25 protein-coding genes, 1 tRNA gene and 1 pseudogene are annotated in these 24,173 nt (G+C 72.5%); 9 read left to right on the plus strand and 18 right to left on the minus strand.

All coding sequences use genetic code 11. The features are described 5' to 3' along the window. Nucleotides 1-56 precede the first annotated feature (56 nt). Genes ACF08B_RS01385 through ACF08B_RS01400 form a run of 4 tightly spaced genes read right to left on the minus strand, consistent with a single transcriptional unit; the run spans nucleotide 57 to nucleotide 4,035 of the window. Nucleotides 57-584 carry an NUDIX hydrolase family protein gene (locus ACF08B_RS01385; protein WP_176985909.1) on the minus strand — a complete coding sequence of 176 codons (528 nt, stop codon included), beginning with the start codon at nucleotides 582-584 and terminating at the stop codon, nucleotides 57-59. Nucleotides 585-600: 16 nt separating this feature from the next. Continuing rightward, nucleotides 601-1,779, minus strand: a complete 1,179-nt coding sequence (locus tag ACF08B_RS01390) for an amidohydrolase family protein (RefSeq protein ID WP_392315483.1) — start codon at nucleotides 1,777-1,779, stop codon at nucleotides 601-603. Beyond that, nucleotides 1,779-3,182: a glutamine synthetase family protein gene (locus ACF08B_RS01395; protein ID WP_392315484.1), complete on the minus strand. Its 1,404-nt coding sequence runs from the start codon at nucleotides 3,180-3,182 to the stop codon at nucleotides 1,779-1,781. Before ACF08B_RS01395 ends, ACF08B_RS01390 begins: the two co-directional genes overlap by 1 nt. Before the next feature lie 40 nt (nucleotides 3,183-3,222). Further along, nucleotides 3,223-4,035, minus strand: coding sequence for an SAM-dependent methyltransferase (locus ACF08B_RS01400; RefSeq protein WP_392315485.1), 813 nt, complete (start codon nucleotides 4,033-4,035; stop codon nucleotides 3,223-3,225). Nucleotides 4,036-4,197: 162 nt separating this feature from the next. Here ACF08B_RS01400 and ACF08B_RS01405 point away from each other — a divergent pair, with 162 nt between their 5' ends. Beyond that, a complete protein-coding gene (locus ACF08B_RS01405) occupies nucleotides 4,198-5,058 on the plus strand; it encodes a Cof-type HAD-IIB family hydrolase (RefSeq protein WP_392315486.1) in 861 nt (286 codons plus the stop codon). 26 nt (nucleotides 5,059-5,084) lie between these two features. On the opposite strand, the gene ACF08B_RS01410 is transcribed toward ACF08B_RS01405, so the two are convergent. The 6 genes and pseudogenes from ACF08B_RS01410 to ACF08B_RS01435 all read right to left on the minus strand — a co-directional run bounded on the left by ACF08B_RS01410 (nucleotide 5,085) and on the right by ACF08B_RS01435 (nucleotide 8,905). Next, entirely contained in the window at nucleotides 5,085-5,453 is a 369-nt protein-coding gene (locus tag ACF08B_RS01410; RefSeq protein WP_392315487.1) for a DUF4333 domain-containing protein, read from the minus strand. Nucleotides 5,454-5,612: 159 nt separating this feature from the next. Further along, nucleotides 5,613-6,416: an SAM-dependent methyltransferase gene (locus tag ACF08B_RS01415; protein ID WP_093698141.1), complete on the minus strand. Its 804-nt coding sequence runs from the start codon at nucleotides 6,414-6,416 to the stop codon at nucleotides 5,613-5,615. A gap of 65 nt (nucleotides 6,417-6,481) precedes the next feature. After that, a complete protein-coding gene (locus tag ACF08B_RS01420; protein ID WP_392315488.1) occupies nucleotides 6,482-7,129 on the minus strand; it encodes an endonuclease in 648 nt (215 codons plus the stop codon). Nucleotides 7,130-7,149: 20 nt separating this feature from the next. Then, entirely contained in the window at nucleotides 7,150-7,494 is a 345-nt protein-coding gene (locus tag ACF08B_RS01425; RefSeq protein ID WP_093473004.1) for a DUF3140 domain-containing protein, read from the minus strand. A gap of 33 nt (nucleotides 7,495-7,527) precedes the next feature. Beyond that, nucleotides 7,528-8,010, minus strand: a complete 483-nt coding sequence (locus ACF08B_RS01430) for a Dps family protein (RefSeq protein WP_073891377.1) — start codon at nucleotides 8,008-8,010, stop codon at nucleotides 7,528-7,530. Nucleotides 8,011-8,095: 85 nt separating this feature from the next. After that, nucleotides 8,096-8,905, minus strand: a pseudogene (locus ACF08B_RS01435) (alpha/beta hydrolase). Between the two features lie 147 nt (nucleotides 8,906-9,052). On the opposite strand from ACF08B_RS01435, the gene ACF08B_RS01440 reads away from it, so the two are divergent. From ACF08B_RS01440 to ACF08B_RS01450, 3 genes are all read left to right on the plus strand, one after another. Continuing rightward, nucleotides 9,053-10,240, plus strand: a complete 1,188-nt coding sequence (locus ACF08B_RS01440; RefSeq protein ID WP_392315489.1) for a thiolase family protein — start codon at nucleotides 9,053-9,055, stop codon at nucleotides 10,238-10,240. Nucleotides 10,241-10,311: 71 nt separating this feature from the next. Then, the gene (locus ACF08B_RS01445; RefSeq protein ID WP_392315490.1) at nucleotides 10,312-11,826 is read left to right on the plus strand and encodes a long-chain fatty acid--CoA ligase; all 1,515 of its coding nucleotides are present in this window, start codon (nucleotides 10,312-10,314) and stop codon (nucleotides 11,824-11,826) included. A gap of 95 nt (nucleotides 11,827-11,921) precedes the next feature. After that, nucleotides 11,922-12,698: a sulfite exporter TauE/SafE family protein gene (locus ACF08B_RS01450; protein ID WP_392315491.1), complete on the plus strand. Its 777-nt coding sequence runs from the start codon at nucleotides 11,922-11,924 to the stop codon at nucleotides 12,696-12,698. A 35-nt stretch (nucleotides 12,699-12,733) separates the two neighbouring features. On the opposite strand, the gene ACF08B_RS01455 is transcribed toward ACF08B_RS01450, so the two are convergent. Then, on the minus strand, nucleotides 12,734-13,513 hold the full coding sequence (locus ACF08B_RS01455) for a TIGR01458 family HAD-type hydrolase (RefSeq protein ID WP_392315492.1): 780 nt from the start codon (nucleotides 13,511-13,513) through the stop codon (nucleotides 12,734-12,736). Between the two features lie 61 nt (nucleotides 13,514-13,574). Between ACF08B_RS01455 and ACF08B_RS01460 the strand changes: the two genes are divergently transcribed. Then, nucleotides 13,575-14,321 (plus strand): cobalt-precorrin-6A reductase, encoded by a 747-nt coding sequence (locus ACF08B_RS01460; protein WP_392315493.1) that lies wholly within the window; start codon nucleotides 13,575-13,577, stop codon nucleotides 14,319-14,321. Nucleotides 14,322-14,370: 49 nt separating this feature from the next. On the opposite strand, the gene cobF is transcribed toward ACF08B_RS01460, so the two are convergent. Both cobF and ACF08B_RS01470 read right to left on the minus strand, forming a co-directional pair. After that, nucleotides 14,371-15,144, minus strand: coding sequence for a precorrin-6A synthase (deacetylating) (cobF, locus tag ACF08B_RS01465; protein WP_392315494.1), 774 nt, complete (start codon nucleotides 15,142-15,144; stop codon nucleotides 14,371-14,373). Nucleotides 15,145-15,199: 55 nt separating this feature from the next. Continuing rightward, nucleotides 15,200-15,718 (minus strand): DUF309 domain-containing protein, encoded by a 519-nt coding sequence (locus ACF08B_RS01470; protein ID WP_392315495.1) that lies wholly within the window; start codon nucleotides 15,716-15,718, stop codon nucleotides 15,200-15,202. A 116-nt stretch (nucleotides 15,719-15,834) separates the two neighbouring features. Here ACF08B_RS01470 and ACF08B_RS01475 point away from each other — a divergent pair. From ACF08B_RS01475 to ACF08B_RS01490, 4 genes are all read left to right on the plus strand, one after another. Next, a tRNA-Pro gene (locus ACF08B_RS01475) sits at nucleotides 15,835-15,911 on the plus strand. Between the two features lie 215 nt (nucleotides 15,912-16,126). Next, nucleotides 16,127-16,402, plus strand: a complete 276-nt coding sequence (locus ACF08B_RS01480; protein ID WP_392315496.1) for a hypothetical protein — start codon at nucleotides 16,127-16,129, stop codon at nucleotides 16,400-16,402. A gap of 9 nt (nucleotides 16,403-16,411) precedes the next feature. Continuing rightward, nucleotides 16,412-16,618 (plus strand): hypothetical protein, encoded by a 207-nt coding sequence (locus ACF08B_RS01485; RefSeq protein WP_392315497.1) that lies wholly within the window; start codon nucleotides 16,412-16,414, stop codon nucleotides 16,616-16,618. Nucleotides 16,619-16,858: 240 nt separating this feature from the next. Then, a complete protein-coding gene (locus tag ACF08B_RS01490; RefSeq protein ID WP_392315498.1) occupies nucleotides 16,859-18,331 on the plus strand; it encodes a sialidase family protein in 1,473 nt (490 codons plus the stop codon). Nucleotides 18,332-18,370: 39 nt separating this feature from the next. Here the strand turns inward: ACF08B_RS01490 and ACF08B_RS01495 are convergent, their stop codons facing one another. The 5 genes from ACF08B_RS01495 to ACF08B_RS01515 all read right to left on the minus strand — a co-directional run bounded on the left by ACF08B_RS01495 (nucleotide 18,371) and on the right by ACF08B_RS01515 (nucleotide 24,104). After that, the gene (locus tag ACF08B_RS01495; RefSeq protein WP_392315499.1) at nucleotides 18,371-19,750 is read right to left on the minus strand and encodes a glycoside hydrolase family 5 protein; all 1,380 of its coding nucleotides are present in this window, start codon (nucleotides 19,748-19,750) and stop codon (nucleotides 18,371-18,373) included. Between the two features lie 108 nt (nucleotides 19,751-19,858). Further along, nucleotides 19,859-20,746, minus strand: a complete 888-nt coding sequence (locus tag ACF08B_RS01500; RefSeq protein WP_392315500.1) for a carbohydrate ABC transporter permease — start codon at nucleotides 20,744-20,746, stop codon at nucleotides 19,859-19,861. Further along, nucleotides 20,743-21,720, minus strand: coding sequence for a carbohydrate ABC transporter permease (locus tag ACF08B_RS01505; protein ID WP_392315501.1), 978 nt, complete (start codon nucleotides 21,718-21,720; stop codon nucleotides 20,743-20,745). Before ACF08B_RS01505 ends, ACF08B_RS01500 begins: the two co-directional genes overlap by 4 nt. Before the next feature lie 8 nt (nucleotides 21,721-21,728). Then, on the minus strand, nucleotides 21,729-23,042 hold the full coding sequence (locus tag ACF08B_RS01510) for an ABC transporter substrate-binding protein (RefSeq protein WP_392315502.1): 1,314 nt from the start codon (nucleotides 23,040-23,042) through the stop codon (nucleotides 21,729-21,731). Between the two features lie 270 nt (nucleotides 23,043-23,312). Next, nucleotides 23,313-24,104: a GntR family transcriptional regulator gene (locus tag ACF08B_RS01515; protein WP_392315503.1), complete on the minus strand. Its 792-nt coding sequence runs from the start codon at nucleotides 24,102-24,104 to the stop codon at nucleotides 23,313-23,315. Nucleotides 24,105-24,173: the final 69 nt, after the last annotated feature.

The following is a 24,173-nucleotide window of genomic DNA, read 5'->3' on the forward strand; positions in this document are numbered from 1 at the left end:
TGGCATCGCGGCCGCCGAGGGGCGTCAGCAGCCGCCGGGGAGCCGTCGTACCGCGGTCAGAGGGCCACGCCGACATGGGCGAGCGCCTGCTTCAGCAGCACCCCGTGCCCGCCCGGCATCTCGCCCTGCACGGCCGCGGAGACGGCCTCCTGCGGGCTGAACCAGACCAGGTCCAGCGCGTCCTGCCGGGGGCGGCAGTCACCGGTCACCGGCACGACGTAGGCCAGGGACACGGCGTGCTGGCGCGAGTCGTGGTACGGCGTGATGCCCGCCGTCGGGAAGTACTCGGCGACGGTGAAGGGCTGGAGGGAGGCCGGGACGCGGGGCAGGGCGACCGGGCCGAGGTCCTTCTCCAGGTGGCGCAGCAGCGCGTCGCGGACCCGCTCGTGGTGCAGGACGCGCCCGGAGACGAGGGTCCGGCTGACCGTTCCGTCGGGGCCGATGCGCAGCAGCAGTCCGATGCTGGTCACTTCGCCGCTGTCGTCGACGCGCACGGGTACGGCCTCGACGTACAGGATCGGCATCCGGGCCCTGGCCATCTCCAGCTCGTCCGTGGTCAGCCAGCCGGGCGTGGTCTCGGTCATGTCAGACATTGCTTGATCATACTTTCCGGGTGGGGCGCCCGCTGGGGTCGCGGGCCGGTTCGGATACGGGCGGTCCGTACAGTCGGCGGGCGTTGTCGCGGCCCGCCCAGGCCGCGATCCGCAGGGCGTCGGGCAGGCTCAGCTCGTCGGCGTCCACCCGGGCCTGCAGCAGAGCGGCCAGCCCCTGCCGGAACGACAGGGCACCCAGATGGTGGAACTCGGCCACACCGTAGGCGTCGGAGCTGTACAGCAGTTTGCGGAACGGGGTGATCTCCAGCGCCTCCTCCAGCACCGCCCGGCAGCGGGCCGGCCCCGTGTAGTGCAGGGCGAGGCCCACGTCCAGGTGGACGTGCGCGAACACCGCGGACAGGAAGGCGGCCTGACGGTGGTACGGCCAGCAGTGCAGCAGGAGGACCGGGACGGTGCCGGACGTCAGGTGCAGCCAGTCGGTGAGGAGGGCGGGGTCCGCGCGGTGCAGCGTCACGTCCGCGTCGCCGAACCCGGTGTGCAGCTGCAGGGGCAGGCCCAGTTCGACGGCGGTCCACAGCAGGTGCCGTACCAGCACCGGGTCGGCGAGCCGGCCGCCGCGCGTGAGCCAGCCGGCGGCGGCCTCCGTCACCTCGGCGTCGGTGGGAGGGGCCGGGTCCAGGGCGAAACCGGTGCGGTAGGCGGCCACCGACTTCACCGCCACCACGCCCGGCCGGCGCACGGCCTCCTCGGCGGCGCCGCGGAAGGCGGCCGCGTACCCGTCCGCCTCCACGCCATGCGCGGCCACCGCCTCGGCGATCTGCTCCAGCCGTACGACCTCGCAGGCGGCGGCGCCCGCCGCGCGGCCCAGTTCGGCCGGGGAGGTGACCGGGTGCGGGGCGTAACCGGTGTCCACGCAGAACACCTCCGTGCCGGCCGCCGTCAGGAAGCGCCGGTTGACCTCCCGCCAGCCCAGCTCCGCGCGCCGGGCCACGTACTCCGCGGGGGGCGCGTGCCGCGGGAGGTCCAGCAGGGGCGCGCAGTGCCGGCGGACGGCCACGCCGACGGGGCTGTCGAAGGGCGAGACACCGGGCCAGGCCTCGCCCTCGGTGATGAGCGACGCGAACTCCCCGCCGGTCAGGTCCGCGGTCACCGCCCCGTGGCAGTGGTGGTCGACCAGGGGCAGCTCGGCGAGGGCCTCGGCCACCGGGCCGGACGCGGCGGTCATCAGTACGTCCAGCGGTAGGCGGCCGCGACCCCGGCGTCGTCCAGCCCGGACACGGCCGCCGCCTCGCCGAGGCGTACGGCGGTCACCGCGTCCGCGAGCACGGGGCCGAGCGCCTCCCGCAGCACCGGGTCCGCGCGGAACTCCTCGACGGCCCGCGGCAGCGACCGCGGCAGCCGCCGCACCCCCAGGGCCGCCGCCTCGTCCGGGCCGTACCGGGCCGGGTCGCCGGTGATCTCCTCGGGCAGGGACCGGGCCGCGCTCATGCCGTCCAGACCGGCGGCGATCACACAGCCCAGGGCGAGGTACGGATTGGCGGCCAGGTCGACCGGTTTGACCTCCAGGTTGGCGTCCTGGTCCCGGCGGCCCGCCGTACCGGTGATCACCCGCAGCGCGGCCTCGCGCGTCTCGCGGCCCCACGCGGTGAACACCCCCGCCCACTGGGAGGGTTTGAGCCGCAGGTAGCTGGCCGGGCTCGGCGCGGTGACCGCCGTCAGCGCGGGGAGGCGGGCGAGCACCCCCGCCACGAAGGACTCCGCCTCTGCCGTCATGCCGTACCGGCGGTCGCCGTCCGCGTGCAGGTTCACCCCGTCGCGCCAGCAGGACAGGTGCAGATGGCCGCCGTTGCCGACCCCCTCGGCGAGCACCGCGGGCGCGAACGACACCCGCAGGCCGTGCCGTCCGGCGACCGCGCGGATCGTCTGGCGCACCAGGACGCTGCGGTCGGCGGCGGCCACCGGGTCGAGGGCACCCACCGAGATCTCGAACTGCCCGGCCGCGTACTCGGGATGCAGCTGGTCGACGTCCACGTCCTGCGCGGCGAGGGCGGTCAGCAGGTCGGCGGTGCAGTCGCTCAGCTCCACCTGCCGGATCGCGCCGTAGGCCGGACCGGAGACGGCCGGCACGAACGCGCCGGCGGGCGCCGAGTCCAGCCCCATCGCCCACTCGATCTCGACGGCCGCCTTGAACGTCAGGCCGTGCCGTTCGGCGGCGTCGGTGACGATCCGGCGCAGGAAGGTCCGGGCGCAGCCGGGGTGCCGGTCGCCCTCCTGGGTGATCCGGTCCACCGGCGCCCACGCCCAGCCGGGCTGCGCGGCCAGCGCCACCAGCTGGTCGAGGTCCGGGTAGAGCCTGAGGTCGCCGTCCGGGGAGCCGAGCACGTCGGTCGTGACGATCGAGTCTCCGGCGAGGAACGTGTCGAACACGGGGGACATGCCCACCCCCCAGGACACGGCCGACTCCAGCCGTGCCGTCGGGATCGTCTTGACGCGGCCGACGCCCGCGGTGTCCACGTAGGCCAGCACGACGCCGCGCACGTCCCGCGCGGCCAGGTCCGCGGTGAGCGCGGCGACCCGGCGCAGATCGCCCGGACGGCCGCCGGGCACGGGGTCGTCGAAAGTCGTCATACGTCCTCCTCGGCGGGCCGGGCGGGGCACACTGCCGGACTCAGGGTTTCCGGGCCACCGCGCCGAACTGCGGCACCGGTGCGGCGGCCGCGGACTCCGGGCGCCACTGCGAGCACGGCACCAGACCCGGCTCGACCGGCTCCAGGCCGTCGAGGAACCCGGCGATCTCCGCGCGGCCGCGGGCGGTGATCGGCGGGGTGGCGTTCGCGTTCCAGAACTCCATCGCGGCGACGTTCCCCTCGCCGCCCACGTCGCCGTCGTAGGTCGGGTGGGTGAGCACCAGGTGGCTGCCCGAGGGCACCGCCGCCATGAGCCGCCGCACGATGTCCCGGGCCTCGCCGGTGTCCAGCACGAAGTTCAGGATGCCCAGCAGTATCACCGCCACCGGCCGGGTCAGGTCCAGGGTGTCGCCGGCCCGCTGCACGATGCCCTCCGGGTCGCGCACGTCCGCGTCGATGTAGTCGGTGACGCCCTCGGGAGAGCTGGTGAGCAGCGAACGGGCGTGCACGAGCACGATCGGGTCGTTGTCGACGTACACGATCCGCGACTCGGGGGCGATCCGCTGGGCCATCTCGTGCGTGTTGTCCACGGTCGGCAGGCCCGTGCCCACGTCCAGGAACTGCCGGATCCCGCGCTCACCGGCCAGGAACCGCACCGCCCGCCCGAGGAAGTCACGGTCCGCGCGGGCCACCGCCCGGATCACCGGGAACATCCCCGCGACGTGCTCACCGACCCGCTGGTCGACCTCGTAGTGGTCCTTGCCGCCGATCCAGTAGTTCCACACCCGGGCGTTGTGCGCCACGGAGGTGTTCAGACCCGCCGGCCCGGCCGCCGGAAAATGGCCTTCGGTCACGTCGCCGCCCTTCGCCGTCGCGGTCGTCCGCCGTCATTGTGCCGCCAGGTGATCGTGCTGTCGCGGGAAACCGCGCACCGTGAGCGGTTCGGGGTGCCCCGGGGGCGTTCCGGGCGGTGAGCGACACTGGTCGGCGTACCCTCACCCGACCGGAAGCAGGACATGTCCGCGACGCCCGTGCCCACGCCCCTCCTCGGTGTCCCCGGCCTGCCCGCCGGGCCCGCCGACATCCGGCTGATCGTCACCGACATGGACGGCACGCTGCTGGACGACGCCCAGCGGATACCCGACGGGCTCTGGCCGATGCTGGCCGAGCTGCGCCGGCGCGGAGTGCTGTTCAGCCCCGCGAGCGGCCGCCAGTACGCCACGCTGGCCCGGCAGTTCGCCGAGGTCGCCGAGGGCATGGTGTTCATCGCGGAGAACGGCACGTACGTGGTCCGCGACGGCGTGGAGCTGAGCTCCGACCCGCTGGCGGGGTCGGCCGCGGCCGGGGTGGCCCGGACGGTACGGCGGCTCGTCGCGGACGGGGTGGACGCCGGTGCCGTGGTCTGCGGCAAGCGGTCGGCGTACGTCGAGCGGACCGACGAGGCGTTCCTGGCCGAGGTGCGCAAGTACTACGTCGAGCACCGGATCGTGGAGGACGTCACCGCCGTCGACGACGACGTGATCAAGGTCGCGGTGTTCGACTTCGGGCCCGCCGAGCGCTCCACCGCCCCGGCACTCGCCCCGTTCGCCGCCACGCACCAGGTCGTCGTCTCCGGCGAGCACTGGGTCGACGTGATGAACCGCACCGCCAACAAGGGCGCCGCGCTGCGCGGCCTCCAGGAAGCGCTCGGCATCACCCCCGCGCAGACCATGGTCTTCGGCGACTACCTCAACGACCTGGAGATGCTCGACGCCGCCGAGTGGTCGTTCGCCATGGCCAACGCCCACCCCGACGTCGTCCGCCGGGCCCGCCACCTGGCCCCGTCCAACAACGACGACGGGGTGCTGCGGACGGTCGCCCGCGTGCTCGGCCTGTAGCCGGCGCCGGCGCCGGGGCCGGCGGGTCAGCGGCCGAAGACCCAGGTCATGCTCGTGGCGGTGACCTTCGTGACCCGCACGGGGATGCGTACGGTCGTGCCGTCCGTTTTCCTGCCGGTGCAGGTCAGGGTCGCGCCCCGGCGGGCCGGCAGTCCGGCGGGGCAGGAGACGGCGGAGATCTCCGTGCCGACCCAGGGCAGTGGGTGGAACCTGTCCCGGGTCCGCTTCGCGACGACGTCCGGGGTGAGTGCCCTGCGGCCGTCGACGGTCACCGTGCTGTGCCCGTCCAGTTCGCTGGTGGTCGCGGCGTCGGAGAGCAGATGGGTGCCGACGGCCCAGACGACCACGGCGGCGAGCACGGCACCGAGGAACCCGACGACGAACCTGCTGGACATCACACGCTCCCGAGACACCGGACCGGCCACCGCTCCAGCCTGCCCCGCCGGGCCGGGCCCGCGCGTCAGCCTTTCGGCCGGGACCCGTCAGACCTGAGTCGGTACGCGGGCCCCGCGCCTCCGTCTTCCGGCTGACGTCCTCACGAACACGTACGCCGGTCAGCCCGTGGGCTTCCGGCCCACCGCGCCGTACAGGGAGACGGGGCCGTCGCCCTCCGGCCGGTCCTCGGGCCGCCAGTCGGACACCGAGGTGATGCCCGGGGGCAACAGGTCGAGTCCCTCGAAGAAGGTGCCCACTTCGTCCCGTGACCGCGCCACCAGGGTCACTCCGCCGGCCGCGTAGGCGGCGATGCCCCGCTGCACGTTCTCCGGCTCGAAGTCGGCCGTCATCGTCGACAGCACCAGGCAGCTCCCGGGTGCCAGCGCCGCCAGGAGGGTGGCCACCAGGTCGTGGGCGCCGTCCTCGTCGGCGACGAAGTGCAGCAGGGCGATGAGGGAGAGGGCGACCGGCCGGCCGAAGTCCAGGACGGCCGCGGCGCGTTCGAGGATCGTGCGCGGGTCGCGGGCGTCGGCCTGGACGTATTCCGTCACGCCCTCGGGGGTGCCCCGCAGCAGCGCGTTCGCGTGGGCCAGCACGATCGGGTCGTTGTCGACGTAGACCACCCGCGCGTCCGGTGCCGCGGACTGGGCGATCTGGTGCAGGTTGGGCTCGGTCGGGATGCCGGTGCCGATGTCCAGGAACTGGCGGACGCCGTCCTCGGCGAGGGTGCGCACGGCCCGGCGCATGAACGCGCGGTTGGCGCGCGCGGCCCGGCCGGCACCCGCGTCGATCGCGTGGATCCGGCGGCCCAGTTCCTCGTCGACGGGGTAGTTGTCCTTGCCGCCGAGGAACCAGTCGTACACCCTGGCCGGATGCGGCCGGCTGGTGTCGATGTGCTGTGCGGCCGCCTCGGTCCCCGTCACCCTGTCTCCTCCGCTCGGCTTGTCCCGGCGGTCACTCCGGGACGTGCGAGCAGCAGTCTGACACGTCATGACGCGCGGCGGAGACAGTCTTCGGCCACCTGCTTGTCCAGCGCGGCCCGCACCAACGCGGCCGCCAGGACGGCCGGTTCGGTGTTCCCGGCGAGGTCGGCCAGCCGGTCGGGGTCCTTCGGCAGGCCGAGCCGCTCGGCCCCCGACAGCGCCTTGCCGTCGAGGTAGGGCGCGAGTTCCGGCCATACGCGCTGTGCCTCGCGCAGGAAGATGTCGGCGCCGGCGGGGCCCACGCCGGGCTCCTCCTGGAGCAGCCGCCGCAGTTCACCGGTGTCGCCGCCCGCCTCCTCGTGCAGCCGGCGCAGGTCCCCGCCCCAGCGGTCCAGCAGCAGCTCGGCGCCGTCGCCGAGCTGGGTGGCCGTGCGCTCGTCGTAGCGCCGGTAGCCGCCGCGGCCGAGCGCGTCCACCCGCTGCTGCCAGTCGGCGCCGGCCATGCGGCGGGGGCTGTCGAGACGGTCCTCGTGCAGGGCCCGGGCGGCGGCGACCGCGACCGAGGCCCGGATCCTGGCACTGAGCAGCAGGGCCAGCACGAGCAGCCGGTACAGCGGCTGCGGGGTGTCCTTCAGGCGGATGCCCGCCTCGTCGGCGTACGTCCGCCCGTACTCGGACACCAGCTCCCGCAGGACCCGTTCGTCGTGGTTCATGGCCGGTGGCGGTGCACGGTCTACGGCTTGAGCGGGTCGTGGCCGAGTGTCATCAGCCGGTGCCGGCGGCGCGTGTCCTCAGGGGTGGTCTCCGGCTCGGGTTCGTTCTCCAGGTCCACGAGGTCTCCGACGGTGTCGACGACCTTGTACATCACGCGGACGTCGTCGTCGGTGAGATCGGTGCGGCGCTTCTGGAGGATCGCGAGGACGTGCTGCCCGGTCGGCGTGCCGGCCTGCTCGGGCAGCGGCTCGGTCTCCTCGGCGGCGTCCCGGACCTTGAGCCAGGCCGCGAGTTCCGCCGAGGTCATGTTGACCACGCGGTGGAAGTCCGTCCACAGCGCGTCGAGTTCGAGGGCGTCGGCCATGGGTTTTCCCTTCCTTGGTCGAGAGCGGGTGTACTAACCGGCGGTGTCGTGGTTCTCGGCCTGGAACATCCAGTGCTGCTTCTCCAGGTCCGCGGTGATGGCGATCAGCAGGTCCTGGGTGACCGGATCGGCCTTCTCCGTCGCCTCGATGCGCTCGCGCAGCCGGCCGACCGCCGTCCCCAGCGTCGACACCATCAGCTCCACCACCTCCGTGTCGCGCAGCCAGCCGTCCTTGGTCCCGGACAGCGCGAAGGCCGCGGCGATGGTCTCGGGCCGGCCGTCCGGCGACACGCCCAGCGCGGCGGCACGCTCGGCGACCGTGTCCGAGTGGGCGCGGGCCGTCGCGACGACCTCGTCCAGCTGGAGGTGGATCGAGCGGAACCGCGGACCCACGATGTTCCAGTGCGCCTGCTTGCCCACCAGCGACAATCCGAGCAGGTCCACGAGGGTGTCCTGCAGGGCGGTCCCGGTGACGCCGAGCGCCTCTGCGGGCAGCGTGCTCTTGACCACGGTCATGGTGCGTGCGTCCCCTTTCCTCTCAAGATGTGCGATCACGTCCGAAAGGGCGGGTGCCCCGCGCCGGGCCTGCCAAACGCCCTGATCAGCGGGGCAGCAGCGGGTCGAGGAAGGCCAGCACCTCGGCGAAGACCTGCTCCCTGTTCTTCTCGTGGAACACCTCGTGCCGGGCTCCCGGGAAGATCCGCTCGACCGGCCGGCCACCGCTCAGCCGCTCCACGCCGACCCGGCTGCCGGGCAGCGGCACCAGCCGGTCGTCGTCCCCGTGCAGCCACAGCAGCGGCAGCGGGCCGACGTCCCCGCCCTTCGCGACGGTCTCCAGGGTCCGCACGAACGCCTCCAGCGTGGGCCGCTTCATCGGGCCGTGCCAGACCAGCGGATCGGCGGCGTACGCGGCGCCGACCGCCGGGTCCCGGGAGAGGGAGGCCGGACTGATCGGGATGTCCGGGATCTAGTCCAGGGCGAGCAGCCGCCCCGGCAGCTCCCAGGCGCCGATCACCGGCCCGGACAGCACCAGCGCGGTCAGCTCGGGGCCGTAGCGCTGGGCGAAGCGCGCCGCGATCAGACCGCCCATGGAGTGGCCGACCAGCACGAGCGGCAGCCCGGGGTGCGCGGCCCGGGCCAGTTCGGCGACGGCGTGCACATCCGTGACCACGTCCTCGAAGTCCTCGATCACGACCCGCTCGCCGGCGGATCCGCCGTGTCCCATGTGGTCGGGTGCGTACACGGCCGCCCCGTGCCCGGTGAGCAGCGCGGCGAGCCCGTCGTACCGGCCGGCGTGCTCGCCGTACCCGTGCACGAGGAGTGCCAGGTAGCGCGGCGCCGGGTGCGGCCACTCGTGTACGGCGACGGCGCCGCGGGTGCCGTCGAGGGCGTGCTCGCGGACGTGGGGCATGTCTCCTCCAGCTGCCGGGGTGCGGGCCTCGGGAGATCTTCCCAGTGGGCCGGTCGGAGGTCTATAGTCCAAAACTAGCAGTGCTAATTAAGTAGTGCCGCCGCAGTCCCAGCTGATCCACAGCGCCGTAGGTCAGGAGTCCCAGCCGTGCGTCCCGTCCACTTCGCGGCCGCCCGCCGCACCCCCATCGGAAAGCTGCGCGGAGCCCTGTCCTCCGTCCGGCCCGACGATCTCGCGGCGACCGTGATCCGCCACCTGGTGGCCGACGTCCCCGCCCTCGACCCCGCCCGGATCGACGACGTCTACTGGGGCGCGGCCAACCAGGCCGGCGAGGACAACCGCAACGTCGCCCGGATGGCCGCCCTGCTCGCGGGGCTGCCCGAGTCGGTGCCCGGCGCCACCGTCAACCGGCTCTGCGCCTCCGGGCTCGAAGCGGTCACCACCGCCGCGCGGACGATCGCCGCGGGCGAGGCCGACGTCGTGGTCGCCGGCGGCTCCGAGTCCATGAGCCGCGCGCCCTTCGTGCTGCCCCGCCCCGACGAGGCCCTGCCGCAAAGGATCGAGACCCACGACACCCGGCTCGGCTGGCGCCTGGTCAACCCCGCCATGAAGGACCTGCACGGCCTGCTGGCGATGGGCGAGACCGCCGAGGAGGTGGCCGGGCGCTACGGCGTCCCGCGCGAGCGGCAGGACGAGTTCGCGCTGCGCAGCCACCGACTGGCCGCCGCCGCACGCAAGGACGGTCACTTCGACGACGAACTCCTGCCCGTCGAGCGCCCGGACGGCATCGTCGTCGAGAGGGACGAGTGCGTCCGCGAGGACACCTCGCTGGAGAAGCTGGCCCGCCTGAAGCCGGTCTTCCGCCCGGGCGGCACGGTCACCGCGGGCAACGCCTCGCCGATGAACGACGGCGCCGCCGGACTGCTCCTCGTCAGCGAGGAGGCCCTGAACGATCTCGGCCTCGAATCCCTCGGACGCTATGTCGCGGGCGCCTCCGCCGGGGTCCATCCCGACGTGATGGGCATCGGGCCGGTCCCCGCCACCCGCAAGGCGCTGGCCCGGGCCGGCTGGACCGTCGGCGACCTCCAGGAGGCCGAGTTCAACGAGGCGTTCGCCGCGCAGGCGCTCGCCTGCGTCGACCAGCTCGGCATCGACCCCGACCTGGTGAACCCCACCGGGGGCGCCATCGCCCTCGGTCACCCCCTCGGCTGCTCCGGCGCCCGCATCCTGACCACCCTGCTCCACCGCATGCGCCGCACGGGCGCGGAGCGCGGGCTGGCCACGATGTGCGTCGGCGTGGGCCAGGGGAGCGCGGTGCTGGTCGAACGGCACTAGATCCACCCAACGGGGGCGCCCCGCACTGGGGCCGGTCGCACGAGCCGCAGCAAGAAACGGAGCAGCACTCCATGGCAACCCTGTCCGTCGCCGCCATCCTCGCCGAGAACGCCCGGCGCCGCCCCGGCAGGACCGCACTCGTCGAGGGCGAACTGCGGCTCACCTTCGCCGAGGTGTGGCGCCGCGCGCTCGCCCGCGCGGGCGCGCTCGCCGGTCTCGGCGTACGGCCGGGCGACCGCGTCGCCCTGATGGCGCCCAACACCGCCGAGTTCCCCGTCGCCTACTACGCCGTCGCCGCGGCCGGCGGTGTCGTCGTCCCCGTGCACCTGCTGCTGTCGGCCGGCGAGGTCGAGCACGTCCTGAGGGACAGCGGGGCCACACTGCTGCTCGTCCACCCGGCGCAGGCGGAGACGGGCCGGGCCGCTGCCGCCGCCACCGGCGTCCGGGTGATCACCCTGGGCGAGGAGTTCGAGAGGCTCGCGGCCGACGCCGAGCCCCTCACCTCGTACGTAACCCGCGCCGCCGACGACCCGGCGGTCGTCTTCTACACCAGCGGTACGACCGGCGTCCCCAAGGGTGCCGTGCTCAGCCACTTCAACCTGGTGATGAACGCGACGGTCAACGCTTTCGACGCCAACGACATCCGCGCCGACGACATCGCCCTCGGCGCGCTGCCCCTGTTCCACGCCTTCGGCCAGACCGTCTCGCTCAACTCCACCTGGCGGGCGGGCGCCACGCTCGTCCTGCTGCCCCGTTTCGACGCGGCCCGTGCCATCGAGCTGATGGTGAAGGAGGGCGTGAACACCTTCCACGGCGTGCCGACGATGTTCGTCGCCCTCGCCGCGGCGGCCGCCGACGCGCCCGCGCTGCCGGAGCTGCGCGTGTGCGTGTCGGGCGGGGCCTCCCTGCCGGTCGCCGTACTGGAGCGGTTCGAGGCCGCGTTCGGGGCGCGCGTCTACGAGGGGTACGGGCTGTCGGAGACCTCGCCGACGGCCACCGTCAACCAGCCCGCGTTCGGCACCCGGGCCGGCACCATCGGGCACCCCCTGTGGGGCATCGACGTGGAGATCGCCCGCGCCGAGGTCGAGGACCGCGTGGAACTGCTGCCCGCCGGCGAACTCGGCGAGGTCGTCATCCGCGGCCACAACGTCTTCTCCGGCTACCTCGGCCGCCCGGAGGCCACCGCCGAGGCCGTGGTCGACGGATGGTTCCGCACCGGCGACCTCGGCACCAAGGACGCGGACGGCTTCCTGCGCATCGTCGACCGCAAGAAGGACGTCATCATCCGCGGCGGCTACAACGTGTACCCGAGGGAGGTCGAGGAGGTCCTGATGCGCCACCCCGGCATCGCCCAGGTCGCCGTCATCGGCCTGCCCGACGAGCTGCACGGCGAGGAGGTGTGCGCCGTCGTCGTACCCGCGCCGGGCACCGCCCCGGACGCGGCCGCGATCACCGAGTGGTCCAAGGAGCACCTCGGCCGGCACAAGTACCCGCGCCGTGTGGAGATCACGGACGCGATGCCGCTGGGGCCGAGCATGAAGGTGCTGAAGCGGGAACTGCGCACGCAGTACGCGGACCGCTCGTAGCGGGCGGGGCCGGCGCGGCAGGAACCGCGGCAGGTGCCATCTGGCGAGACAGTGCTTACGCCGGAGGCTTGTCCGGACATAACATCGGTTCCCGCATGAACACGATGACGCTCTGGCACCTCTCCGGCTGGGAGTTCGCCGCCCTCGCCTTCGCGGCCCTCCTGGTCGGCTTCTCCAAGACCGCCGTCAGCGGGGCCAACACGGTCAGCCTCGCGATCTTCGCGGCCGTCCTGCCCGCCCGCGCCTCCACCGGCGTGCTGCTGCCCGTCCTGATCGTCGGCGACGTGCTCGCCGTCCTCACCTACCGGCGGCACGCCCACTGGCCCACGCTGTGGCGGCTGTTCCCGGCCGTCGCGGCGGGCGTGGTGGCCGGCACGCTGTTCCTGGTGTGGGCCGGCGACGGGATCGTCCGGACCTCGATCGGCGCGATCCTGCTGCTGATGGCCGGCGTCACCCTGTGGCGCCGGCGCCGCGAGGAGACGACCGCGGACGCGCCGGACGAGGTCACCACCCGGGCGGGCCGGATGAAGGCCCGGTCCTACGGTGTGCTCGGCGGGTTCACCACGATGGTCGCCAACGCGGGCGGCCCGGTGATGTCGATGTACCTGTTGTCCGCCGGTTTCCGGAAGTTGGGCTTCCTGGGAACCTCGGCGTTCTTCTTCCTCATCGTGAACGTGTCGAAGGTGCCGTTCAGCGCGGGCCTGGGTCTCATCGACGGACGCTCGCTGCTCCTCGACGCCGCGCTCGCGGGGTTCGTCGTGCCCGGAGCGCTGTTCGGCACATGGGCTGTGAACAGGATCAACCAACGACTCTTCGAACAACTCGTGATCGCGGCGACCGTCGTGGGCGGAGTACAACTGCTCCTCCGCTGAGACACGGGTTCACGGCGTCGGCCCGACTCGGGACGTCACGGTGTCAGCCCCAGCAGCGCCGGCAGGTCCGCGAAGGAGTCCACCACGTGGTCCGGGGTGCCGCTCGCCCGCTCGTGCGTCTCCCGCTGGTACTTGCCGGTCCGCACCAGCACCCCCGTGAGCCCGGCCCGCTGCGCCGCGAGTACGTCCGACTCGATGTCGTCGCCCACCATCAGCGCGTCCGCGGCACTCCTGCCCACCCGGGCCAGCGCCGCCTCGAAGAACGCCCGCGACGGCTTGCCCGTGATCGCCGCCTCCACCCGCGCGGCCTTCTCCAGCCCCACCAGGAAGGCCCCCGAGTCCAGTTGCAGCCCGGCGTCGGTCCGCCAGTACAGATTGCGGTGCATGGCGACCAGTTCGGCACCCTGCTGGAGATGGCCGAAGGCACGGTTCAGCGCCGCGTAGTCGAACTCCGGTCCGGCACCGCCGAGGACGACCACGTCGGGACGGTCGTCGACCACCGTGATGTCCCCCAGGTCCTCCCCGATGTCCCCGCTGTTGAGCAGCGCGCAGCGGGCGCCGGGAAAGTGCTCGGCGAGGTACGCGGCCGTGGCGGCGGGCGCGGTGAGGACGTCGTCGGCGTCCACCGCGAAACCGGCGGCCGACAGGGCCTCGGCGATCGACGCCCGCGTGCGTGAGGTCGTGTTGGTCACCAGGGCCACGGCGAGACCGGCCGCGCGGATCCGCTCCAGCGCCTCCACCGCGCCCGGCAGCGGCTGCCACGAGACGGTGAGGACACCGTCGATGTCGATCAGTACGGCACGCACGGATTCCATGGCCCGACCGTAGCGACCCGGGCGGCGGATCGCGCCGAACGACCTCGGTACGCTCACCCCCATGCCCCCGCACGTCCTGATCCTCGGCGGCACCACCGAGGCCCGCCGTCTCGCCGCCGAACTCGCCGCCCGCCCCGGCGTCCGGGTCACCACCTCGCTGGCCGGCCGCGTCGCCCGGCCGGGCGCGCTGGCGGGCGAGGTCCGGACCGGCGGCTTCGGCGGCGCGGACGGTCTCGCCGACTGGCTGCGCGCACACCGGGTGGACGCCCTGGTGGACGCCACCCATCCGTTCGCCGGGACGATCACGGCCAACGCGGCCCGGGCGGCGGCGGCCACCGGGGTCCCCGCGGTCGTCCTGCGCCGCCCCGGCTGGCGTGCCGGCCCCGGAGACGACTGGACTGCCGTCCCCTCCCTCGACGCGGCCGCCCGGGCGCTGCCCCGCTTCGGCCGCCGGGTGTTCCTCAGCACCGGACGCCTGGGCCTCGCGGCCTTCGCCGGTCTGACGGACCGGCACTTCGTCGTCCGGTCGGTCGACCCGCCCGAACCGCCGCTGCCCCCGGACGCCGAAGTAATCCTGGCCCGCGGCCCGTTCACGGTGGCCGACGAGACGGAACTGCTCCGCGCCCACCGGATCGACGTCCTGGTCACGAAGGACAGCGGAGGCGAGGCGACGTCCGCGAAACTGACGGCGGCCCGCGACCTCCGCCTGCCCGTGCTCGTCGTACGCCGTCCCGCCCTGCCCCCCGGAGTACGCACGGCACCCGACGTCCCGGCCGCCCTGACGGCGCTGGGACTCACCCCGGGATGAACGACCGGGCCCGGGGGAGCGCGGTGCGGTCCCGCCGCGCGCGACGCGGTCAGTCCTCCGTGCTGTTCCTGCGGAGCAGATACGTGTCCATGATCCAGCCCTTGCGTTCGCGGGCCTCGGCACGCAGCCGCTCGATGCGGGGGCCGGCCTCGGCGATCGGGCCGGAGACGAGGATCTCGTCCGGGGTGCCGATGTAGGCCCCCCAGTAGATGTCCATGTCCTCGTCGGCGTACCGCCGGAACGCCTGGTGGGCGTCCAGCATCACGACCACGTCGTCCACCCCCGGCGGGAAGCCCTCGGACAGCCGCCGCCCGGTGGTGATCTGCACCGGCCGGGCCACCCGGTTCAGGCCCGTGCGGTGCCGCGCCACCAGCGAGGAGACGCTGCTGATGCCGGGCACCACCGCGTACTCGAACGCCACCCGGCCGGCCGCCAGCACCTCCTGGAGAATCCCCAGCGTGCTGTCGTACAGCGCGGGATCCCCCCACACCAGGAACGCGCCGGTGCCGTCCTCGCCCAGCTCCTCGCCGATCAGCCGCTCGTAGATGCCCGCGCGCGCACTGCGCCAGTCCTCCACGGCGGGCGAGTACGCCGCTCCGCCCGCCTTCCGGTCCCGCTCCGGATCCCGGGCCTCGACCAGGCGGTACGACCCCTCGGGCAGATGTGCGTCCAGGATGTCCCGGCGGAGCTGGGTCAGGTCGTTCTTCACCTCGCCCTTGTCCAGCAGGAAGAACACGTCCGTGCTCCGCAGCGCCTTGACCGCCTGCAGGGTCAGCTGGTCGGGGTCGCCCGCGCCGATACCGATGACATGAATCTTTCGCACGCCCCGAGTCTGCCGCATGCCCATGACGAGCCGCCCACCGCCTCGGTAGGCACCGTCACCGGGGCTTTCGCCACCCGAGCCGGGGCGCCTCGTCGCGGGCGTCCACCGGCCCGGCCCCCTCCGCCACGCGTCCGGCCAGCTCCCGCGCCCAGCGGGCGAGCCCGGCGAGATCCAGCCCGTACGGCCGGTCCTCGCCCCGCTGCGACTCCCACTCCTCGACCGCGCCCGCGCCCCGCCGCAGCAGGCGCGCCCCGCCCACGGTGTTCCCCCGTGCCGCGTGCGTGAGCCCCACCGCCAGCTGAGCCAGCCCGCGCCACAGGGTCCGCTCGTCCTGCGGGCCCGACTTCCAGGCGTCCTCGAACACCTCGTGCGCGTGGAACGGCCTGCCCGCGTCCAGCAGCGTCTGCGCCTCCGCGACCGTCTCCGACGGCGCCCGTACGACACCCTCCGGCTGCCGGGCCACGCCCTCGGCGCCGTGGGGCAGCGGCCGGCCCAGCCCGTCCCGGGGCCGCGCGTTGCGGGCCCTCCCGTCCACGTCCCGGTCCCTGGCCCGAGCACCGCCCTCACTGGTCATACGCCGATTGTCCCCCTGCGCCCCGCCACGTCCCGCGAGGCCCTCTTCGGCGCAGCCCCGGACGTGGGGTAAAGTTCTGTTCGCGCGATCACGCGGGTCACCGCGAGTGAGCGCATCGGGACGTGGCGCAGCTTGGTAGCGCACTTGACTGGGGGTCAAGGGGTCGCAGGTTCAAATCCTGTCGTCCCGACCATGCTTTTCGCAGGTCGGAGGCCGTTCTCTCACCCATGGGAGGACGGCCTTCCGTGCGTCCGGGCCCGGGACGCCCGCAGGACGGGCGGGGGAGAGGGTGCGACGCTGGAGTGACGGGCCGCGAGCAGAGGTCCGTGTGCGTCCCGTCCGGTACGGGGGCATCGTCTCCGGCCGGGGAGGCGCGACCAACGACGCCTGGAGAGCAGGTGGTTGTCCATGCGCAGTCCGACCCGTACAGCCGGTGTCCTCACCGCACTGGCCCTCACCCTCGGCGGTGCCGTCCTCACCGCCCCCGCGGCCCGGGCGGACATCCCCGCCTGCACGCAGATGGCCACGCAGGCCGGTGCCACCGCCTCCGACTCCGTCACCGCGGCCTGCGGCCGTGGCGTGGTCGGAGACCTGCAGGGCTGTGTGAGCGGGCTGACCGGGGCCGGGGTGGCGGGCGGCGCCGCGAACGGTGCCTGCCGGGAGGCGGCCCACGAACCGCGATAGGAGGAAGTCATGCGCATGCGAAGGATCCTGGGCCCCGCCCTGGCCGCGGCCACCCTTGCCGGCATCAGCGCGGTCGGCGCGGTCGGCGCCGCGGCCGCCTCGTCTCTGAACATGACCAGGGACGAGTGCACGGCCGCCGGCGGACAGGTCACGGCACGCCCCTACGCCGGCTACGTCTGCGCGCTGCCCGACGGGACCACGCAGTCGATCACGTGATCTTCCCGTAGAAGTCGCACGACCAAGGAGCCGACCGGCGATACCTGCCGGTCGGCTCCGCCGTGCTCGCCCACGCCTCCCGGGGAGGACTCCGCCGTTCGGCCCCTCAAGGGCTTCGGCCCCGGCGCCGAGAAGGATCAGGCGGAGTCGTCCCACTCCTGAATCCCGGTACACCTCCGCGCCCTCGGCCGCCCCGACGACGGCGGCCCCGCACCCCCGCCGGCCCGGAGGAGATCCCGCATGCGCGTCTTCGCGCCCCTGACCGCCGTCACCACCGCCGCGCTCCTGCTCGTCACCGTCACCGGCGCTCCTCCCGCCGCGGCGGACGAGAACGCCGGCGGCACCCCCCTGGTCAGGGTGGCCCAGGGCGACCCGTACGCGCGCTGCACCATCGGCGCGAGGGACCCCGACAGCGTCGTGTACCCGGGCACGGAGGTCGAGCCGTACCTGTCCGTCGATCCGCGCGACACGAAGCGCGTGGTCACCGTGTTCCAGCAGGACCGCTGGAATGACGGCGGAGCCCGCGGCCTGGCGGCGTCCTGGACCACGGACGGCCGCACCTTCCACCGGAGCACGCTGCCGTTCAGCCTGTGCGCCCCCGGCGGCGCGGACTACGAACGGGCCACCGACCCCTGGGTGAGCACCGGACCCGACGGCACCGTCTACGCCGGCGGAGAGGGCTTCGACTTCACGAGGAGCACCCGCAGCGCCCTCCTGGCCGCCACGTCCCGCGACGGGGGCCGCACCTGGCGCAACCTCACCACCACCCACGTCGACGAGCAGCCGTTCTTCAACGACAAGCCCTCGGTCACCGCCGACCCGATCCGCAAGGGCACGGCCTACCAGGTCTGGGACCGCCTCGACAACGACCCGCCCGGCCCCAGCTCCCTCGACGGGCCGGGCTACATCTCCGTCACCCGCGACGGCGGCCGCACCTGGAGCGCGGCCCGGCGGTTCGTCGACACCAGCGCCGTGCCCAACACCCAGACCATCGGCCATCTGATCGTCGTCGACCGGCGCACCGGCACCCTGCACGACTTCTTCGACCGGATCACCCTCGCCGACGACCTGAGCACCGTCGTCGAAGCCCACTACGCGGTGGTCACCTCGACCGACGCCGGAAAGACCTGGAGCGCCCCGGTCACCGTGGCCCGGGACACCTCCGTACCGGAGGTCGACCCCAACGACCCCACCAAGCCGCTGCGCTCCGCGGCGACCCTGCCCAGCCCGGCGGTCGACCCCAGGACGGGCACGCTGTACATGGCCTACGAGGGCTCGGACTTCTCCGGCGGCAGGTTCGACTCCGTCCAGCTGGTGCGCTCCACCGACGGCGGACGCACCTGGGGACGTCCCGAGCTGATCAGCCCGCGGAAGGTGCCGGCGTTCTCGCCGTCGATCGCGGTCGACCGGCGGGGCACGGTCGCGCTGACCTACTACGACCTGCGCTTCCTCAGGCCCGGCGACACCACCACCCTGCCCACCGCCTACCAGCTGGCCACCCTGCCGCACGGAGACCCGAGGCGCCGGACCGAACGACGGATCTCGCGGGTCTTCGACTGGCTGCAGGCGCCGTTCTCCGGGGGCTACTTCCTCGGCGACTACCAGGGCCTGGTGGCGGACGGCAAGGGGGTGCGGGCAGTGCTCACCGAGACCCACTCCGGCACACCGCGGAACCGTACGGACGTGTACTCCGGCACCTTCCGCACCGGGTGACGGTCCCGTTGGCCGGGCAGTCCGCGTGCCGTCCCCGCGTCAGCCGCGCTCGACGGTCACCGTCACCCGGCTGCCAGGGACGGCCAGCACCCGGTCCCGTCCGTCCGGTCCGCGTACGACGGTCGCGCGGCCGCCGGCCCTGATCCGCCAGGTGCCCGGCGGCACGGACAGCTCGGACACCCGCGAGCCGCGCGGGGCCGCGCGGTACGACAGCCGGTACACACCCCGTCCGGCGTCGTACGAGGCGGAGACGTCCGTGCCCGCGACGCTCTCCGCGTACGGCTCTGCGGTCAGCTCCTTGTGGGGCCGGAAGGCACCCGCGTCGTCGACCGCGCAGTATCCGCCGCCGTAGCACCACACGTAGCCCGCCCAGCCGGTGGCGTAACGGCCCAGGGAGGCCATGGCGTCCCGGTAGAAGCGGCTCATGTGCGGCAGGGAGCTGTCGGGCGGCCCCCATTCACCGACGACGACCGGCACCCGGTACCGCTTCGGATAGGCGGTGACGGCCCGCTCGTACGCCTCGATCCAGCCGGCGCCGGGGTCGTAGTCGGAGCCCGCCTCCATGGCGGAGTCGTAGAAGTGCGGCGCGTACACGACGCGCGGGTCGTGGACGCGGCCGAGGCCGGTCGGTACGCCCTCACCGACGATCGGGGTGGGCTCGACGAACACCCAGGCGTCCCGGTCGGCCGAACGCACCGCGTCGGCGAGGCGGTTGTACATCGGGGTCAGCTGTGCGCGTTCGACGCGGCGGGCCGCCGTCGCCAGGTCCTCGCCCGGACGCGCCTCACCCATCGGCTCGTTGATCAGGTCGTAGCCGAGGACGGCCGGATGACGGGCGAACCGGGTGGCGAGGACGCGCCACATCCGTACCTGGGCGGTGCGCAGGTCCCGGTCCTCGTAGAGATGGGTGAAGGCGCGCTGCACGGCGGGCTCGAAGTACTCGGCGAACCAGTCGTCCGGATGCGCGGTGAACGGCAGTCCGTCGGTCCGGGTCGCCCACTCCGGTATGCCGCGGTGGCCGAAGGCCGGACCGAAGACGTCCTGGTGGGCGTCGATCACGACCTTCACGCCGTACCGGTCGGCCCAGTCCAGGATGCGGCCGATCCGGCGCAGGTAGCTCTCGCTGTACTGTCCGGGCCTCGGCTCCAGGTCGTCCCAGAAGACCAGCAGCCGGGCGAAGTCGAAGCCCTCGGCCCGCATGTCGCGCAGATGGCGCTCGGTGATGCCGGTCAGGGCCTCCTCGCCCCGGTGCGTCTTGTCCTCGATGTTCCAGCCGTGCAGGGTGAGGACCCGCCCCTGCCGGTCGGTGAGCGGGGGGATGCCCGGCCCGGCCTCCCCGGACTCCGGTGAGGCGTGGGCGGTGGCGGGGACGAGCAGCGCGGCGACGACCGCGGCGGCCGTCAGTGACGCTCGCAGCACGGTGAACCTCCGGTCCGGCGGTGTCCGTTCGTGCCGCGCATCCCACCAGCCACCGCCGCACTCTTCAAGTCCCGTGCACCGGAAGGTTCTTGGTGAGCGCTCGGCGGCTCAGCCCTTGTTGGATCCCAGGGTCAGGCCGCTGACGAACTGGCGCTGGAGCACGAAGTAGACCACCAGCGTCGGGATCGCGGTCAGCAGGGCACCGGCGGCGACCAGGTTGGGGTCGGTGAAGTACTGGCCGGAGAGGTTGTTCAGGGCCGAGGTGATCGGCATGTTCTCACCGGTCGAGATCAGCACCAGCGCCCAGAAGAAGTCGTTGTAGATCCAGATCGACAGCAGGGTCGCGAGGGCCGCCATCGCCGGCTTGCACAGCGGCAGGGTGATCTGCCAGTACAGCCGCCACACCGACGCGCCGTCGACCAGCGCGGCCTCGGTCAGCTCGTGCGGCAGCGAGCGCATGTAGTTGCTCAGCACGAACGCGCAGAACCCGGACTGGAACGCCACATGGACGAGGACCAGGCCGAGGGCGGAGTCGTACAGCTTGCCGCTCGCCGTGACCCCCGGCAGATCGGTGAGCAGGTACAGCCGGTACAGCGGGGTGATGATGACCTGCTGCGGGAGCAGGTTGCCGGCCGTGAAGACCAGCAGCAGCGCCAGGTTGACCCGGAAGTCGAAACGGCTGACGTAGAAGGCGACGCAGGAGGACAGGAAGAGGGTCAGCAGTACGGCCGGGATCGCGATGATCAGCGTGTTGCCGAAGTAGTGCGTCATGTCCGACTGCTCGAACGCGTGGGTGAAGTTGTCGAAGTTCAGCGTGTCCGGCCAGGAGACGTAACCCTTCGCGCTGGTCTCGCTGTACGGGCGCAGCGCGGAGAAGACCGCCCACAGCAGGGGCGCGAGCCAGGCGAGGGCGGTGCCCGCGAGGAAGACGTGCAGCAGGACGCGGGCCGGGCGGATCGGGGCGCGCCGCTTCGACGGGGCGGTGGTGCTGCTCATGCCCGCCGCTCCTTCCGGAAGGTGGCGATCAGATAGGGGACGATCACCGCGAGCGAGATCACCAGCAGGACGACGGCGATGGCGGAGCCGTAACCGATGCGGCTGGACTCGCCGATGATGTTGTTGGTGACCAGGATCGACAGCAACTCGGTGCCCTGGGCGCCCTTGTTGAAGACGAAGACCAGGTCGAAGGCGCGCAGTGCCTCGATGATGGTGACGACGAGGACGACGGTGTTGGTCGGCCGCAGGGTGGGGAAGATGACGCTCCTGAACGTCTGCCACTCGTTGGCGCCGTCCAGCGCGGAGGCCTCGCGCAACGACGGGTCCACGCTCTTCAGGCCGGCCAGGTAGAGGATCATCATGTAGCCGGTGTGCCGCCAGGACGCGGCGATCAGGACCGCCCACAGGTTGAGCTTCGGATCGCCGATCCAGTCGATGTAGTGGCCGGGCTTGTTGGCGCCGACGATGCTGTTGATCAGTCCCGTGTCCGGGTTGTAGACGAGCTGCCAGACGAACCCGATGCAGGCCATGGAGATGACGACCGGCAGGAAGAACGCGGTCTGGTAGACCCGGCTGAAGCGGATCCGCTTGTCCAGCTGCACCGCCAGGAACAGGCCGAACGGCGTCGGGACCAGGATGAGGGCCACGAACCAGATGACGTTGTGCTGGACCGCGGGCCAGAACTGCGGGTTGTCGCTGAAGAGTTGGTGGAAGTTGTCCAGGCCCACCCACTTGATCGAGTCGAACCCGATGCCGTCCCAGGTGGTGAAGGCGAGGAAGATCGAGGCGATCGCGGTGACCCATACGAGGGCCACGTGCAGGAGGGTGGGCACGCCCGCCATCACGGCGAGCGTGATGCGGTCACGGCGGGTCAGCAGGCGCTGGTGGCCGTTCGTGACCCGCTTCTTCGCAGGCGCGGTGCCCGGAGGCGGCGGCGCCGCCTCCGGGCTCTTCGTCGTCGTGTCGGTCGTCATGGGGCTGCTCATGAGGAGGCGAAGATCGTCTTCTTCTGGCGCTCGATGGACGACAGCAGGCTGTCCACGCCCTTGGGGTTCTGCAGGAACTTCTGCAGGCCGGGCTGCATCACGGTGGAGGTGAAGTCGGGCCGGCTGTCGCGGTCCATGAACTGGGTGAGGCTCTTGGCGCCGCCGATCATCTCGAACGCCTTCTTCTGGAGCGCCGAGTACGACGAGGTGTCGGCCTTGCTGGAGGCGGCGACCACGCTCGGGTCGGTCTTCAGGTAGATCTCCTCGGCCGCCGGGGAGCCGAGGTACTCCAGCAGCTTCACCACGCCCGCGTGGTTCTTCGGGGACTTGCTGACCATGAAGCCGTCGGTCGGCGCCTCGACCGTGTCCTGGCCGTACGCGGAGTTCAGCTCCGGGAAGGGGAAGAAGTCGAGGTCGTCCAGGGCGGCCTTGTCGGTGAACTGCTGCGCCACGAACGAGCCGAGGACGTACATGCCGGCCTTCTTCGCGACCAGCGTCTGTGCGGCGTCCTGCCAGGTGCGGCCCATGAAGCCGTCCTGGTGGTAGGGGAGGATCTCGGTCCAGTGGTCGAAGACGGCCTTGACCTTGGCGTCGGTCCAGGAGGCCTTCCCGGCCATCAGCTGGACGTGGAAGTCGTAGCCGTTCAGGCGGAAGTTGATCTGGTCGAAGGTGCCCATCGCCGGCCAGGCGTCCTTGTCGCCGAAGGCCAGCGGGACCAGGCCGTCCTTCTTCATCCGCTTCAGCAGGGCGACGAAGTCGTCCCAGGTGGCGGGGACCTCGTAGCCGTGCTGCTGGAAGACGCTCTTGCGGTAGAAGACCGCCCACGGGTACGTCGTCATCGGCACGAAGTAGTACTTGCCGTCCTCGCCCTTGCTGAGCTTCTTCATCGCCTCGGGGAAGTTGTCCCCGATCTTCGCCCAGACGTCGTCGATGGGCGTGGCCAGCTTCTTCGCCGCGAAGAACTGCATGCGGTAGCCGGCGAACCAGTTGAACACGTCGTCCGGCGTGCCCTGCAGATACGAGTTGATCTGCTCCTGGAAGGTGTTGTGGTCCTTCGTGTTGACATCGACGGTGAGGCCGGACTGCTTCTTGAAGGCCGCGTAGACACTCTCGAAGGCCTTCTTCGGCACCGCGTCGGAGGCGTTGGAGCCCACGGTGACGGTCTTCGGGTCGGAGCCCGAACCGCTGCCTCCGCAGGCGGACAGCAGGGGTATGCCGGCACCGGCCAGCAGTGCGGCACCACCCGCTCCGCGCAGCAGCGCGCGGCGGCCGGGACCCGGGACGGAAGAACCTGAGGGGGAGGGGCGCATGGCGGCTCCTGAGGAATGCAGGGTCCGGTCAAGGGGTTGAGTTGATCACCGAAAGGTCGCCGAAACCGCTCAGAAACCAACTCGACCGAACATCGTGGGCGTAATAACAGCCCCATGTCCGCTCATGCGTCAATAGGTGCGGTCGCCTTGGGGAGTCTCTTGCCCGAAACGTAATCGTCACCGTTACCTGCGTGTTCGCCGCGCCGGGAACGAACGGGCCCCCACGGCATGGGCGGCCGTGGGGGCTGTGTGAACACGGGGGATTCCGATTCAGGGTCTGACCAGCAGCTGGAACTCGAAGGCGTAGTGGGACGCCCGGTAGACGTGGCTGCCGTACTCGACCGGCCGGCCGGTGTCGTCGTAGGCCGTGCGTTCCATGGTGAGCAGGGCCGCGCCCTCCTCCTCGTCCAGCAGGGCGGCCTCCCCGGCGGTGGCGCCGCGGGCACCCACCGACTGCCGGGCGCTGTGCAGGGTCAGGCCGGCCGAGCGCATCATCCGGTACAGCCCCGTCGACTCCAGTCGTTCCGTTGGGAGTTCGAGCAGCGGCTCGGGCAGGTGGTTGCGCAGGAAGGCCACCGGGCGGCCGCGGGTGCGGCGCAACCGCTCCAGTACGGTCACCTCCGCGCCCTCCGGCACGGCGAGGGCCGCCGCCACGTCGGCGGCCGCCGGGATCCGTTCGTTGCGCAGCACCCGGGTGGTCGGCCGCTGACCGGCCGCCTCCAGGTCGTCGTAGAGGCTGCTGAGTTCCAGCGGGCGCCTGACCTTGCTGTGCACCACCTGGGTGCCGACCCCGCGGCGGCGCACCAGCAGTCCCTTGTCGACCAGCGACCGGATCGCCTGGCGCACGGTGGGCCGGGACAGCCCGAGCCGCACCGACAGGTCCACCTCGTTGCCGAGCAGGTTCCCCGGGGCCAGCGTCCCCTGCTCGATGGCCGACTCCAGCTGCCGGGCGAGCTGGTGGTACAGCGGTACGGGGCTCGTGCGGTCCAGGGTGAGGGGGAGCGAGGAGAGCGCGCGATCACCCGATGCCGTTCGTCGCGGGGTGCGGTGTACTGGGCTCATGCCTCTCAGGTGTAGGGGCCGGCGGGCGCCGATGTCAATCATTTGTACTTACATTCGGACCTGCTTGTG

It is taken from the genome of Streptomyces sp. NPDC015139, assembly GCF_043079785.1.
Classification (GTDB): Bacteria; Actinomycetota; Actinomycetes; order Streptomycetales; family Streptomycetaceae; genus Streptomyces; species Streptomyces albidocamelliae.

What these genes read in the sequence shown, in the direction of transcription:
- ACF08B_RS01385 (WP_176985909.1), bottom strand. Translation starts at nt 584, where the DNA reads ATGACCGAGACCACGCCCGGCTGGCTGACCACGGACGAGCTGGAGATG.
- ACF08B_RS01390 (WP_392315483.1), bottom strand. Translation starts at nt 1,779, where the DNA reads ATGACCGCCGCGTCCGGCCCGGTGGCCGAGGCCCTCGCCGAGCTGCCC.
- ACF08B_RS01395 (WP_392315484.1), bottom strand. Translation starts at nt 3,182, where the DNA reads ATGACGACTTTCGACGACCCCGTGCCCGGCGGCCGTCCGGGCGATCTG.
- ACF08B_RS01405 (WP_392315486.1), top strand. Translation starts at nt 4,198, where the DNA reads ATGTCCGCGACGCCCGTGCCCACGCCCCTCCTCGGTGTCCCCGGCCTG.
- ACF08B_RS01410 (WP_392315487.1), bottom strand. Translation starts at nt 5,453, where the DNA reads ATGTCCAGCAGGTTCGTCGTCGGGTTCCTCGGTGCCGTGCTCGCCGCC.
- ACF08B_RS01420 (WP_392315488.1), bottom strand. Translation starts at nt 7,129, where the DNA reads ATGAACCACGACGAACGGGTCCTGCGGGAGCTGGTGTCCGAGTACGGG.
- ACF08B_RS01425 (WP_093473004.1), bottom strand. Translation starts at nt 7,494, where the DNA reads ATGGCCGACGCCCTCGAACTCGACGCGCTGTGGACGGACTTCCACCGC.
- ACF08B_RS01430 (WP_073891377.1), bottom strand. Translation starts at nt 8,010, where the DNA reads ATGACCGTGGTCAAGAGCACGCTGCCCGCAGAGGCGCTCGGCGTCACC.
- ACF08B_RS01445 (WP_392315490.1), top strand. Translation starts at nt 10,312, where the DNA reads ATGGCAACCCTGTCCGTCGCCGCCATCCTCGCCGAGAACGCCCGGCGC.
- ACF08B_RS01450 (WP_392315491.1), top strand. Translation starts at nt 11,922, where the DNA reads ATGAACACGATGACGCTCTGGCACCTCTCCGGCTGGGAGTTCGCCGCC.
- ACF08B_RS01455 (WP_392315492.1), bottom strand. Translation starts at nt 13,513, where the DNA reads ATGGAATCCGTGCGTGCCGTACTGATCGACATCGACGGTGTCCTCACC.
- ACF08B_RS01460 (WP_392315493.1), top strand. Translation starts at nt 13,575, where the DNA reads ATGCCCCCGCACGTCCTGATCCTCGGCGGCACCACCGAGGCCCGCCGT.
- ACF08B_RS01470 (WP_392315495.1), bottom strand. Translation starts at nt 15,718, where the DNA reads ATGACCAGTGAGGGCGGTGCTCGGGCCAGGGACCGGGACGTGGACGGG.
- ACF08B_RS01480 (WP_392315496.1), top strand. Translation starts at nt 16,127, where the DNA reads ATGCGCAGTCCGACCCGTACAGCCGGTGTCCTCACCGCACTGGCCCTC.
- ACF08B_RS01485 (WP_392315497.1), top strand. Translation starts at nt 16,412, where the DNA reads ATGCGCATGCGAAGGATCCTGGGCCCCGCCCTGGCCGCGGCCACCCTT.
- ACF08B_RS01490 (WP_392315498.1), top strand. Translation starts at nt 16,859, where the DNA reads ATGCGCGTCTTCGCGCCCCTGACCGCCGTCACCACCGCCGCGCTCCTG.
- ACF08B_RS01500 (WP_392315500.1), bottom strand. Translation starts at nt 20,746, where the DNA reads ATGAGCAGCACCACCGCCCCGTCGAAGCGGCGCGCCCCGATCCGCCCG.
- ACF08B_RS01505 (WP_392315501.1), bottom strand. Translation starts at nt 21,720, where the DNA reads ATGACGACCGACACGACGACGAAGAGCCCGGAGGCGGCGCCGCCGCCT.
- ACF08B_RS01510 (WP_392315502.1), bottom strand. Translation starts at nt 23,042, where the DNA reads ATGCGCCCCTCCCCCTCAGGTTCTTCCGTCCCGGGTCCCGGCCGCCGC.
- ACF08B_RS01515 (WP_392315503.1), bottom strand. Translation starts at nt 24,104, where the DNA reads ATGAGCCCAGTACACCGCACCCCGCGACGAACGGCATCGGGTGATCGC.